This window comes from Bacteroidota bacterium (assembly GCA_018698135.1).
Taxonomy (GTDB): domain Bacteria; phylum Bacteroidota; class Bacteroidia; order CAILMK01; family JAAYUY01; genus JABINZ01.
Genome location: JABINZ010000025.1, coordinates 1 through 13,439, shown reverse-complemented (window position 1 = coordinate 13,439; position 13,439 = coordinate 1). Strand labels below are relative to the sequence as shown.

The window sequence follows — 13,439 nt, the reverse complement described above, 5'->3', positions numbered from 1 at the left end:
GAATGGTAAAGTTAAATTGTGTTAAGTAATAAGGAGAAGAAATCTTGTAGTTTGCTAGACAAAAGCAGATAAAAAAAGCCTCAGATTTCTCTGAGGCTGTGGTTGTAGTCCGTAGGGGATTCGAACCCCTGTTACCAGGATGAAAACCTGGCGTCCTGACCAGACTAGACGAACGGACCAATAATTAATGAGGTGCAAATATAAATGAGAAATTTAGAACAGTCATGATCTTTCTGTAATTTTTTTTAATTGATCGTAAGTTATAGAAAAACAATATCTTAAGCCTAATTTGTTTTCCAACACTTTGTGTCTTTTATACATATATTGATGATAAAATATATTAAATTTGCTCGTTCTTTAAAATCTAATACCCAAAATAAGAGTAATTATGAAAAAAATTAATGTTGCTATCAATGGATTTGGACGTATCGGAAGGTCAACTTTCAGAGTATTATATGACAAGCCAGAAATCAATATTGTAGCAATTAACGATCTGGTAGATCCACATACCATTGCTTATCTGTTAAAGTACGATTCTATTTTTGGCATTTTTGCTGATGAAGTGAAATACGATAATGATCATTTAGTTGTTCATGGTAAGCAAATCAGGGTGTTCGCAGAAAAAGATAATTCAAAATTGCCTTGGAAAGACTTGGATGTAGATGTGGTATTAGAATCCACAGGAAAATTCACCAATAAAGAAAAACTAACCAATCACTTGATTGCCGGAGCCAAAAAAGTTGTCCTTTCAGCTCCACCAAAAGGAAGTGATATTCAGGCTGTTGTTTTAGGTGTAAATGATGAGGTAATAAATAAGGATCTGGATATTGTCTCGAATGCTTCCTGTACAACCAATTGTTTGGCACCAATGGTCAAAGTTTTGGATGCACTGGCAGGAATCGATACAGGCTTTGCCACAACAGTTCATGCCTATACTGCGGATCAAAATTTGGTTGATGCACCGCATAAAGATTTAAGAAGAGCTCGTGCAGCTGGTATAAATATAATCCCTACTTCAACTGGAGCAGCAAAAGCAACTGCCCTTATTTTTCCACACCTTGAGGGGAAATTGACAGGAAGCGCTTATCGTGTTCCTGTTATTGATGGTTCTATTGCTGATTTCATGTGCACAGTGAAAAAAGAAGTAACTGTTGAACAAATTAACAAGGCTTTTGAAGAAGCAGCTGAAACACATCTTAAAGGTATTTTAGAGTATACAGAGGAAGCTATTGTGTCATCCGACATTATCAAGAGTCAGTACTCCTGTATATTTGATTCCAATCTGACCGATGTTATCGGAAACATGGTGCGTATTGCTGGTTGGTACGATAACGAATCAGGCTATTCACACCGTTTGGCTGATTTGATTGTGAAATTGGGAAGATTGATATAAAGTTTTAAATGTACTTTTTGTTTTTCTCTTGAAAAAGAATGACGAACAGTAGAACATTTGAATTAAGAATTACGAAGTAGGCACAGGATATTTCCTTCGTCATTCAACAATCGTTATTCTCTTGTTGTAATTCATTAAATTTAAAAAAACAATAGAGATATCTCGCTTACATCATTTTAATATTGAATACTGGATGTTTTCAATATTAATCAAATTCAGATACTATGACAGAATCATCTAAGGCAGTTTGGTTTGAAGGTACTACCAAGATTAGTTGTAACATTAATGATGTAGAAAAATCCTTAAATAATTTAGGAGAACACTTTAAGGAAATTTCAAGTATCATGCCCGGTATGACTAGTGTCAAGCTTATAGAACAAGGAAGTGACTTTGTAACAATAGAAACCAACGAGGGGATAATGAAAAGAACAAATATTTCAATTGTCTCTAATAAAGATAAAATAATTGTTGAATTTGACGAAGAATATCAAGCAGGAAAAACAATAACTACGAATTCTCATTTTGTAAAGGAATTTGAAGAAAAAAACAATGAAATAAGACTTCGAGTTGAAATTAGTAATTTAAAAGCTCCGGGATTTATGGGTTTTTTTTATAGAAATTTTGGAAGCAAAAACATTGGGAATTCTTTTCTTAATGCGTATGAAAATTACCTGGGGAAACAGAGTTCATGAATGAATAGCGAATTACACCAAATGTATGAAAAAATAGCTGAGACAGTAGTGGAATAAGGGGTTTTAGCCACTTCAGTTTTCATGTAAGTTGACAGAAAAGTGACTCACAATCGGTTAATATTCTTATATTGACCACTCAATCATTCAAGTCGAAAAGACCAATAGTCCATTTGAAATAAGAATAAGAACTATCCATCCTAATGATCAAAAGCTCTGGCCGAATTGTCAGGGCTTTTTTTATGTCATTACAATCGAATTCTTACAGGATTAAATAACTTTGCAGCAAAGCATGTATTCTATCGCCTTTCCTGATTTTTCAGGGAGGGAGGAAAGTCCGGACAGCACAGAGCGCAACACTTCCTAACGGGAAGGCTCCGATTTTATCGGTGACGGAAAGTGCCACAGAAAGGGAAACTGCCTATGTCTTTGCATTTTGTTTTTAGCAGGCTTTGCCTGTCGAAGCTTTAGCAAAGGCAGGCGATGATGAAAAGGTGAGGTAAGAGCTCACCAGTCCTGATAGTGATATCGGGAGCTTGGTAAACCCTGTTGGTTGAAAGGTCATGTATATCTCGATTCCCTTTATTGGGAGCTGGCTTGCTCGGCCGTTTATCGAGAGGGGTAGACCGATTGAGTCTGTTGGTGACAGCAGACCTAGACAAATGATAGAACTCCATTCTTTTGGTTTGGATGTACAGAATCCGGCTTATTGCATGTTTGATACCGGAGGTTCGTCCTCCGGTTTTTTTAAATTTGAACCATGAATACGCAAGAATCAGATAACCGTCTGCTTAAAAAGACAAACGAATTATTGGCGATATGTCAATTGGATCAAATAGATCAGCTAGTGGCAGAAACAATAATTAATAATCTTCGTGATGTTATTCGCTTTCATGAGCATCAATATTATGTATTGTCGAAACCAAAATTAAATGATTACGATTACGATCAATTGGAGAAACTGCTCCTGCGTATTGAAAAGGATTTCCCTCATTTAGTAGATACTAATTCACCTAGCCAACGTGTAGGAAATGATCACAATCAGGAATTCAAACAAGTGGTTCATCAATATCCCATGCTTTCTTTGGGAAATACGTATTCAGAAGAAGACATTATCGAATTTCATGAGCGCATTGTAAAAACAATAGGTGAGGATTTTACCTATTCTTGTGAATTAAAATTTGATGGAGCATCCATTAGCCTGACTTATTTAGAGGGAAAGTTGGTTTCAGCAGTTACCCGTGGAGATGGTATTCAGGGAGACGATATTACAGCTAATGTAAAAACCATTAAAAGTGTTCCATTGCTTTTATCAGGGAAGGACTATCCAGTTGAATTTGTCATTCGAGGCGAAATATATATGCCAACAGCTGGATTTCAGAAGTTAAATGACGACCGCATAGAGGCTGGAGAAATTCCCTTTGCAAATCCCAGAAATTCGGCTGCAGGTAGTTTGAAAATGCAAAATTCTTCTCTGGTAGCTAAACGTCCTTTGGATTGTTTTTTTTATGGACTATTATCCAGCGCCTTACCAACCGATTCACATTTTACTAATTTACAATTAGCCAGAAATTGGGGTTTTCGAATATCAGAACATCTAAAGCATTACACATCCATTCAGGAGGTAATCGATTATGTGAAGTATTGGGAAAACGAACGAAGCAAATTGCCTTTCGAAATAGATGGAATAGTCATCAAAGTAGATTCTAGTCATTTGCAAAAACAACTGGGTTTTACAGCAAAATCACCACGATGGGCAATTTCTTATAAGTTTAAAGCAGAACGTGTTAGTACTGTTTTGAATTCGGTTTCCTATCAGGTAGGACGCACAGGTGCCATAACCCCAGTCGCTAATTTGGAAGCTGTTTTATTGGCAGGAACGACTGTAAAAAGAGCATCTTTACACAATGCCGACCAAATTGAATTATTGGATTTGTTTGTTGGAGACACAGTTTATGTGGAGAAAGGAGGGGAAATTATTCCTAAAATTGTTGGTGTTGACCTGAATAAACGTTCTGATGAACTGCAAAAAATAGCTTATATCACTGCTTGTCCGGAATGTGCTACTGAATTAGTGCGGGTGGATGGTGAAGCAAATCATTATTGCCCCAACGAAAGCAGTTGCCCACCTCAGATAAAAGGAAAAATAGAGCATTTCATAAGCCGTAAGGCCATGGATATTGGTTTTGCAGAAGCTACTGTCAATTTATTATTTGAAAAAGGATATGTAACCAATGTTGCTGATATTTTCGAGCTGCAAAAAGAGCAAATTGAAGAATTGGAAGGGTTCAGAGAGAAATCTGCATCCAAGATGATCCAAAGTATAGAAGATGCAAAATCAGTTCCTTTTGCCCGGGTTTTATATGCCTTGGGAATACGTTATGTAGGCGAAACTGTAGCTAAGAAATTAAGTATGCGTTTTCATCATATAACAAAGCTTGCAGAAGCTTCTCTGGAAGAATTAATGGATACGGATGAAATAGGGGAGAAGATTGCACTTAGTTTGATCAATTGGTTTAGCCAAGATTCCAATATTCTGCTGATTGATCGATTAATGGATAATGGGATTCAGTTTGAAATAGGTGATGAAGTACAGACATCATTAAGTACTATACTTGAAGGGAAAACCTTTGTTGTTAGTGGTGTTTTTAGCATTTATTCCAGAGATGAAATTAAAGCAATGATTGATCAAAATGGCGGAAAAAATGTGGGATCTATATCTAAAAAAACAAGTTTTGTTTTAGCTGGCGATAATATGGGTCCAGCGAAATTAGAAAAAGCACAGAAGTGGGGTATTCCCATTATTTCAGAGCAAGAGTTCCTGGACATGATCGAGCAATAAAAAACCCTGACGAATGGCCAGGGTTCCTTTGTTTATTTTTAGATCAGATGCTATTCAACACCTTCATACTCTTCTTCTTCCTCGCTATTATTTCGTTTAGTTGTTCCTGCTGGAGGACCTTTCTTTTCACGAGTATCTTGCCAGTCTTGAAGTTGTTTGAGTTGATCGGCTCCATACTCATAATCTGTACGAATAATTTTAAAGGTGGTTCTTCTGTTTTGCTGATGTTGTGCTTCTGTACAATTATAAAGTGGTGGTGCACCTGTGCTACAATCGCAACCATTGGCAATTTTTGTTTCACCATAACCAATTGCTTGTAAGCGATCCATAGGAATGCCTTTGTACTCTAAATAATCTGTTACTGATTTTGCTCTTCTGTTCGACAGATCATTGTTGTGTTCGTCTGTTGCACGGCAGTCAGTATGTGAACCAATTTCAATTACCACATAAGGATGCTTCATCAATAAATTGTAAAGGGAGTCTAATACTATCATGGATTCAGAGCGAAGCATATCATCATCTAAATCGTAATAAATACCTTCGAGTTCCACATCAACTGGTAAGAAAGGATCAAGGTATAAATCACGAACAAAGTCTTCTGAAAATTCAAGACCTACTGTGGAAACGAATTTCTCTTCTGAATCGAAGTAGAACTTCTTAATGGCTATTACAGAGTATTCGGCTTCTGGTTTCAAATCATATTTGTAACCTCCGGAAACATCTGTCTGAACCTGTATTTTATATGAAGTATCTTCTTCGCTAATATAAAGTGTTACCGTTGCATCTGGTATTGTTTCTTTTGTTTTAATATTAAAAACGACACCCGACAAAGTATATTCCAGTGGAGTCATATAGAATTCATAGATATCGTCTCCTTTGCCTTCACGATTAGACGAAAGAAATCCTTTATATCCCTTGGCTACTGTGCCACCTTTTTCAATAATAATTCCGAAATCATCTCCACCTGAGTTGATAGGGGGTCTTAAGTTAATAGGCAAACTCCAGCTTCCATCATCTTGCTTTTCTGCATAAAAAATATCCAAACCACCCATACCCGGTAATCCATCTGAAGCAAAATATAAACGTTTGTTGGTGTAGGAAAATGGATACATATCATTTTCTGGGGTATTGATATTCTCACCAAGGTTTACAGGATCGCTCCATGTTTTTCCACGCTTGACATAGGAAGCCACATAAATGTCTTTTTTTCCAAATCCAAGATCAGGATCATCACTTGAGAAATACAATTTCTTGCCATCAGGAGACAGTGTTGGGTGTCCGTATTTTACAAAAGAGTCGTTGCAGAAAGGCAATACATCAGGTTCTCCCCAAACTTTACCTTTTTTACGAATGACAAAAATCCTGCAGTTATGTCCATCTCCATTTTTATCATTACACTGGGTGTAATACATAGTGTTAAAGCGTCTGTCAAACGTAACAACACCTTCGTTGTATTTGGTATTAACGATATTGTCTTCATCTATTAATCTGGGTTTCTCCAGTTTTTTAGATCCTCTTTTCCCAACTATTTCTGACACAAAAATGTCAGTATGTTTTTCGTTTGTCCAATTGTAAATTTTATTTCCTGAAGAAGCGTCACGATCAGATGTGAACACCATAGCTCCTTTTTTGTAGAAAGCAGGAGCAAAATCATTACTTTTTGAATTTAGTATTTTGTAATTTTCAACAACATAGCGGGTTTTATCATTTTTCCATTTGATTGCATCTTCACAGGATTTTAATCCCATTTCACCTTTGGCATCACCAGGCATTTCACGAATATAATTATTGAAAGTGATGATGGCATCTTCATATTTTTCCTGTCTTTTTTGCATATCTGCCATAGCAAAATAAGCATCAGGATCATCTTTTGAATATTTTAATACCTTGCTATAATAATTTTCGGCTTTTCTAAAATCACCCATTTGCTTGTAAGCATGAGCAATTTTCATTGTCATTTCGCCTTTTATTTTTTTGTCCCTTTCTTTACTAACCAATTTCTTATACATATCTATAGCCGTATTGAACTGATATAGATCATATGCTTCATTGGCTTTTTCTAAGGATCCTGAGCCACTACAACCAATTAGAGTAGTAAATAATACAGCGATCAAGGCAAGTGAAAAAAATCTTCTTAGGTTCATAATTGCATCTTTTGTAAAACCCTCGTTTTATTATACCACAAATAAAACGAATAATGTGCGAATATAAATGTTTTCAAACTATTTTATGTGATAAAAGTGAATATTAAAACGCTTTTATCCTCATGTATTTCTACTTATTTTGATTATGGCAAACTGTAATTTTTGAACTCATTAATGCTGATATGGATGATTGTTAAGAATAGTTAAACATCTATAAAACTGTTCTAAAAAGATAATCCTTACCAAATCATGTGGAAATGTAAACTTCGACAATGAAATTAAAGAATTAGCGCGTTTGTACAATTCCGGTCCAAAACCATATGCCCCACCAATCAAAAAGATGAGTCGGTTCGGACTTGTATTAAATTGTTGTTGAACATATTTTGAAAATTCGATGGATGTAAAGATTTTTCCTTTTTCGTCCAATAAAATGAGTCGATCGTTTGGCTGAAGTAGTTTGAGGATTTGATCTTGTTCACTTTGTATGACTTCCTCAGGACTTTTAGCTTTGGGTATTTTGATTTCACGAATATCAAATGACGTGAAGTGTTTTATTCTTTTTGCATACAAATCAATACCAGAATTCAAATAGTTGTGATTGGTTTTTCCAGTCATCCAGAACTCTGTTTTCATCATCAAATATTTTAAGCGTAATAGTCGTCTAAATCAGTTAAAACCTCACATCCTTTTTCCGTAACAACCAATGTGTGTTCAAATTGTGCAGACAGCTTGTTATCAATGGTGCGCACGGTCCAGCCATCCTTTTTATCTAACTTAGTTCTGGCCTTCCCAAGGTTGATCATGGGTTCGATGGTAAAAGTCATACCTGCTTTCATTTTTGCTCCAGAATCTTTTTCAGCTATATGGGCAATTTCTGGTGGTTCATGAAATGCAACACCTACTCCATGTCCACAATATTCGTATACAACTGAGCATTTATTAGCACGCGCATATTTAGCTATTTCATATCCTATATTACCTACAAAATTTTCAGGATAACATTGTTCAATTCCAATATCCAAACAGTCTTGGGCTATTTTAATAAGTTTTTTTGCATTTTCATCAATATCACCAATGGCAAACATGCGACTGGTATCGCCAAAATAGCCATTTAATATGGTTGTTACATCCACATTCAAAATATCGCCATTTTTCAGGATTTCTTTGGGATTTGGTATGCCATGACAGACAACTTCATTGAGTGAAATGCAACTCGATTTTGGGAATCCATTATAATTAAGTGGTGCAGGAAGGGCTCCATGATCCCGTATATATGTATCAATTTTTTTGTCGAGAGCAGCTGTACTCACTCCCTCAACAACATATTCTGCAATATATTTTAAAGTTTGAGCAGCTAATATTGAACTTTGACGAATACCCTCAATTTGCTCCGCTGATTTTATTATAATATGTGCCATTTTAAAAACAGATTCTATTAGTATTCTCTTTGTTCAAATTTTTCTTTCTTTTTATCTTTCACTCTTTTTACTATAAAGTAAATTATTAGAGCAAAAACAACTAGTTGTATGACAGCAAATATGCTAATGGAAATTATATTCATCATCTTCTTCTATAAAGTCATTTTCATCATCCGGTTTTTCTTCATCGATTTTCTGCTTTCGAATGATGACAAAATAAACAAGTAAAACCAATCCTACAGGAAGAAAAATTTTGAGAAAACCAACCAGAAAATCCCAAAACATAATTAAGCAAGTTTTACAGCGGTTCCATAAGCCAATATTTCAGCACTTCCCTGCATAATCATGGAAGTTGTAAAACGAACATTAACAATAGCATCAGCACCTAATTTCTCTGCATCTTGTATCATCCGATACATGGCTTCTTCACGTGCATCAGCTATGAGTTTGGTATATTCAGATATTTCGCCACCTACTAAAGTTTTCAATCCAGCAAAAATGTCTTTACCAAGATGTCTGGCACGCACTGTATTCCCACGGGCAATACCCAAATTTTGAGTAATTTCTCTACCGTGAATTGTTTCGGTTGTCGAAGTAATCATATGTTATAATTTTATAGTTTCCATTCCACGAGAAATCTTTCCAACCAGTCCAGAAAGTACATTGCCAGGACCTGATTCAGTGAAGCTGCTTGCTCCGTCTTTTACCATATTTTCAACACTTTGTGCCCACTTTACCGGTGCAGTAAGTTGAGCAATCAGGTTTTCTTTTATGATGGCTGGGTCAGTAGATCCAGTGGCTGTAGCATTTTGATATATAGGACAAATGGGCGAATTAAAAGTAGTGTTTTCAATTGCTTTTGCCAGTTTTTCACGTGCAGGCTCCATCAGTGGGGAATGAAAAGCTCCACCAACCTTAAGAGGTAAGGCTCGTTTTGCTCCTTTTTCTTTTAGTAATTCACAGGCTTTATTAATTCCCTCAACCGATCCTGAAATAACGATTTGACCGGGCGAATTGTAATTTGCTGGAACAACTACATCATCAATTGATGCACATACTTCTTCAACAATTCCATTATCAAGTCCAATTATAGCAGCCATGGTTGATGGTTCTGCTTCACATGCTTCTTGCATAGCTAAAGCCCTTTGCTGCACAAGTCGAACGCCATCTTCAAAACTTAAGGCTCCTGCTGCAACCAATGCCGAAAACTCACCTAAAGAATGTCCGGCAACCATTTCAGGAATTTGTTCTCCTTTTTTTGCCAGAAAGGTTGTTACTGAATGAATGAAAATAGCTGGTTGGGTAATTTTAGTTTGTCTTAAATCTTCATCAGTTCCGGCAAACATGAGGTCAGAAATTCGAAATCCCAATATTTCATTTGCTTTTTCGAATAATTGTCTCGATTCTTCATGCTCGGTAAACAGGTCTTTTCCCATGCCTACAAACTGTGCTCCTTGTCCTGGAAATACAAACGCTTTCATATCTATTTTTTATTATTGCTTCAGAAATTTCACTGCAAATATCTTAAAATCCTCTTTACAGACCTAAAAATCTGAGTTTGGGATAACAAATATTTACAGCTTCTTGAGGTTTTTTATAGACAATCCAGATTTTTGCAGGACTATCGTGATAATTCAATAAAATCTGGGGATGTGTATGGGAAACCTCATGAAGCCCAAAGGGAGAGCAAATTGAGCACAATCTTTAAAAAAGAAATCTCTTGAAATAACCAGTTATAACTTCAAAATTTCTTCTTCAAATCTTATCCCCTATTTGCTCTCTGTTATTTATTTCTTGTCCCGAACTCAGGTTTATAGGATTGTCACTGACTGTCAGTATCGTTAGAATATAAAAAAACCAATAGCTTTGTGTATTAAAATAAATAGGGTACAGCATATATGATTGTTATAACAGGTGCAGCAGGTTTTATTGGAAGTTGTTTGGTTCGAAAACTCAATGACGAAGGTTTTTATGACTTGGTTTTGGTGGATGATTTTTCGAAGACTGAGAAACTAAAAAATATTAAAAATAAGCAATTTAGTCTAAAAGTTGATCGAAATAAGTTTTTCAACTGGCTGGATAATGAACATAAATTGGTTCAGTTTATTTTTCACTTAGGTGCCAGAACCGACACTACTGAATTTGATTTTGACATATTGAATGAACTGAATCTGGATTATTCAAAGCAAGTGTGGCAAAAATGCATCAAATATAGCTTGCCACTGGTCTATGCATCATCTGCTGCAACATATGGTGGAGGAGAGTTCGGTTATGATGATAATCATGATTTATGCGAAAACCTGAAACCCTTGAATCCCTATGGCATTTCAAAAAATGAATTTGATAAATGGGCTTTGCAACAAGAACAAAAACCTTATTTCTGGACCGGTTTGAAATTCTTTAATGTCTATGGGCCAAATGAGTATCACAAAAGCAGAATGGCATCTGTCGTTTTTCATGCTTTTAATCAAATTCAGGAAAAAGGTGGAATGCAACTTTTCCGTTCACATAAGGAAGGATGTGGAGATGGTGAGCAAAGCCGCGATTTTGTATATGTAAAAGATGTTTGTGAAGTCATGTATTTTCTGATGCATAATAGGAAATCTGAAAATAACGGAATTTATAATTTGGGAACTGGTAAAGCTGAAAGTTTTAATACACTTGCTGAAGCTATTTTTGAGTCATTGGAAATAGAAGCCAATTTATCCTATATTGATACACCAGAGGATATTCGCGATAAATACCAGTATTTTACGGAAGCGAATATTGACAAACTGAGATCGATAGGTTATGACAAAGATTTTAAAAAGCTAAAAGAAGGAATTGCAGATTACGTGAAAACTTATTTGGCTGTAAGTGATGTTTATTGATGAGTTATAAAACATTTTGACCGAAAATAGATACTTTATATAGAATAAATAACCCTCTGATAAAATCTCACAGTATTTAAAATTAATTAGATTGAAAATGAAAAAAACTATCCTAATCATAACGACATTATTTTTGTCTTTGGTTGTTTACACCCAAAATGTTTTTGAACCAGAAACATATTTTGGAATTAAGTTAGGTGGAAATTTTTCTAGAATTATTTCTGAACCTTCAATCAAACAGAAAATTAATACAGGATTGACAAGTGGAGTTGTATTTAAACATATTTCACAAAAAAGTTTAGGAATCCAGATTGAACTGAATTATAAACAAGCTGGTTGGAATGAAAACTTAGATTCAACAAATACTTACAAAAGACGTTTAGATTATATTCAAATCCCATTTATGACTCATATTAATTTAGGAAATCAAAAAACAAGATTTTTGATTAATTTAGGCTCTTATCTTGATTACCTCCTTTCTGAAAAAGAGAAAATTAACTTATTAGAAGATGTTGAAGAAAAAGATTATTATGGAAAAAAAGTAAACAATAAAACTGGATTTGGATTATGTTTAGGATTTGGAATTTCATTGCATTCTTCAATTGGATTATTTCAAGCAGAAAGTAGAATTTCTTCCAGTTTAAATGATATTTTTAAAAATACTACTGGCTCACACTTTTCTTCATCAAAAAATTTAAATGCTGAGCTAAGCTTATCCTATTTAATTGATTACAATGCGTTTAAAAAGGCTAGTAAAAATCGTAACTGATATTTAAAGTAAAATAGAAAATACAAGAATTGAATAAACTAAACTTTGCATAATACGAGCATTAGGCCATGTCAATCAAGGGAATTAGAATGTTAGAAATTGGTGGAGAGAAGTGTTATTTCCTCTGCCCGAGCTCAAACGTTAATTGATTAACAGGATGGCATCATTTTAGCTTTTTGCTTCAAACACAATCAACAAGATTCATGAAAAAATATCTACTATTAAGTTTATTCTTGATCAATGCGCTCTATCTCCTTGCTCAAAATACTTCGTTGGTGGTTTTTTCACAAAGTGGAGAGCCTTTTAAATTGGTATTAAATGGGATTTTATATAATGATGAAGCCCAAACCAATGTGACTGTAAAAGGACTCAACCCTACAACCTATCAGGCAACGCTGATTTTTGAAAATTCTGAAATAGGGGATCTTTCAGGTTATGTGAACCTTCGTGAAAGAAAAGAAATGACCTATGCCGTTAAAAGACGGAAAGTAAGTGTGGAAGAAAAATTGGCACTCATGACATTGCAGAATATTGCACGAGATTTCAATCTCAAAGATGAAGATGAAGTGGAGGCCAAAAAAGCAGAAATTGAGCGCAAAGATGAAATATATAGTTTAAAGCTGTTTACTGAAGTGGCAATTAAAAAACAACATCAAAAAGCATCAGCTAAAGTAAAAGAAATTAATAATAACGTGACTGTCAATGAAGTTACAAGTGTGCATGAAATGGAGAAAGTACAAGTTGAAGATGTTGCTGTTGTTGCCCAAGACTCTGAGGTAATCGAAGAGGTGACGAATGATGAATATGTTGAAGAAAGAGGATGTGAAATGTATATGGATCAGCCTAATTTCGAGATGCAAATTACTGAAATTAGTCGGGTGAAATTTGAGGATCAAAAACTTTCAGCTGCTCAGGAATTAGTCAATAATAATTGTTTAAAAGTAAATCAGATTGAAGAAATTCTTGATCTTTTTACCTTTGATAATTCTCGTCTGGAAATAGCAAAACTTGCCTATTCGAATACCTATGATCAGCTAAACTTCGAAAAGCTTTACGATCTTTTTAGTTTCGAATCTTCAAAAGTAGAATTGAAAGAGTTTGTGATAGCGAATAAATAAAAAAACGTCCTTTGGCAACGCTCAGGACGTTTTTTCTGTTTTAGAATCAATGACTTAAAGGGAGTGTAAATCAAACTCTGTCTGGTTATAATTTCCTTTAATTTCAAATTTATAATAATATTCATAATGCTGTTGTAATGTTGGTAACTTTTAGCTTTAGCGTTTAAAAAGTTATCAATATTTCAATGGCTTTGGT

12 protein-coding genes, 1 tRNA gene and 1 other RNA gene are annotated in these 13,439 nt (G+C 34.9%); 7 read left to right on the top strand and 7 right to left on the bottom strand.

The window, feature by feature from the left end:
• Positions 1 to 105: 105 nt before the first annotated feature.
• Positions 106 to 179: transfer RNA gene (locus HOG71_01800), tRNA-Glu, on the bottom strand.
• A 209-nt stretch (positions 180 to 388) separates the two neighbouring features.
• On the opposite strand from HOG71_01800, the gene gap reads away from it, so the two are divergent.
• From gap to ligA, 4 genes are all read left to right on the top strand, one after another.
• On the top strand, positions 389 to 1,393 hold the full coding sequence (gene gap, locus HOG71_01795; GenBank protein ID MBT5989560.1) for a type I glyceraldehyde-3-phosphate dehydrogenase: 1,005 nt from the start codon (positions 389 to 391) through the stop codon (positions 1,391 to 1,393).
• A gap of 224 nt (positions 1,394 to 1,617) precedes the next feature.
• On the top strand, positions 1,618 to 2,085 hold the full coding sequence (locus HOG71_01790; GenBank protein ID MBT5989559.1) for a hypothetical protein: 468 nt from the start codon (positions 1,618 to 1,620) through the stop codon (positions 2,083 to 2,085).
• A gap of 283 nt (positions 2,086 to 2,368) precedes the next feature.
• Positions 2,369 to 2,806: RNase P RNA component class A (rnpB, locus tag HOG71_01785), an RNA gene on the top strand.
• 36 nt (positions 2,807 to 2,842) lie between these two features.
• Complete coding sequence (ligA, locus tag HOG71_01780; GenBank protein MBT5989558.1) at positions 2,843 to 4,924, top strand: NAD-dependent DNA ligase LigA; 2,082 nt, start codon at positions 2,843 to 2,845, stop codon at positions 4,922 to 4,924.
• 50 nt (positions 4,925 to 4,974) lie between these two features.
• Here ligA and HOG71_01775 read toward each other — a convergent pair whose 3' ends face one another.
• The 6 genes from HOG71_01775 to fabD form a co-directional block, all read right to left on the bottom strand.
• The gene (locus HOG71_01775) at positions 4,975 to 7,068 is read right to left on the bottom strand and encodes an OmpA family protein (protein MBT5989557.1); all 2,094 of its coding nucleotides are present in this window, start codon (positions 7,066 to 7,068) and stop codon (positions 4,975 to 4,977) included.
• A 171-nt stretch (positions 7,069 to 7,239) separates the two neighbouring features.
• Positions 7,240 to 7,701: a 23S rRNA (pseudouridine(1915)-N(3))-methyltransferase RlmH gene (locus tag HOG71_01770; GenBank protein ID MBT5989556.1), complete on the bottom strand. Its 462-nt coding sequence runs from the start codon at positions 7,699 to 7,701 to the stop codon at positions 7,240 to 7,242.
• A gap of 11 nt (positions 7,702 to 7,712) precedes the next feature.
• A complete protein-coding gene (map, locus tag HOG71_01765) occupies positions 7,713 to 8,486 on the bottom strand; it encodes a type I methionyl aminopeptidase (protein ID MBT5989555.1) in 774 nt (257 codons plus the stop codon).
• Positions 8,487 to 8,609: 123 nt separating this feature from the next.
• The gene (locus HOG71_01760) at positions 8,610 to 8,771 is read right to left on the bottom strand and encodes a hypothetical protein (GenBank protein ID MBT5989554.1); all 162 of its coding nucleotides are present in this window, start codon (positions 8,769 to 8,771) and stop codon (positions 8,610 to 8,612) included.
• A gap of 2 nt (positions 8,772 to 8,773) precedes the next feature.
• On the bottom strand, positions 8,774 to 9,088 hold the full coding sequence (locus HOG71_01755) for a YbjQ family protein (protein ID MBT5989553.1): 315 nt from the start codon (positions 9,086 to 9,088) through the stop codon (positions 8,774 to 8,776).
• A gap of 3 nt (positions 9,089 to 9,091) precedes the next feature.
• Entirely contained in the window at positions 9,092 to 9,967 is an 876-nt protein-coding gene (gene fabD, locus HOG71_01750; GenBank protein MBT5989552.1) for an ACP S-malonyltransferase, read from the bottom strand.
• A 417-nt stretch (positions 9,968 to 10,384) separates the two neighbouring features.
• Here fabD and rfaD point away from each other — a divergent pair, with 417 nt between their 5' ends.
• The 3 genes from rfaD (at position 10,385) to HOG71_01735 (ending at position 13,243) form a co-directional block, all read left to right on the top strand.
• Complete coding sequence (gene rfaD / locus HOG71_01745) at positions 10,385 to 11,356, top strand: ADP-glyceromanno-heptose 6-epimerase (protein ID MBT5989551.1); 972 nt, start codon at positions 10,385 to 10,387, stop codon at positions 11,354 to 11,356.
• 97 nt (positions 11,357 to 11,453) lie between these two features.
• Positions 11,454 to 12,125 carry a PorT family protein gene (locus HOG71_01740; protein MBT5989550.1) on the top strand — a complete coding sequence of 224 codons (672 nt, stop codon included), beginning with the start codon at positions 11,454 to 11,456 and terminating at the stop codon, positions 12,123 to 12,125.
• A 203-nt stretch (positions 12,126 to 12,328) separates the two neighbouring features.
• Entirely contained in the window at positions 12,329 to 13,243 is a 915-nt protein-coding gene (locus HOG71_01735) for a DUF4476 domain-containing protein (protein MBT5989549.1), read from the top strand.
• Positions 13,244 to 13,439 lie beyond the last annotated feature (196 nt).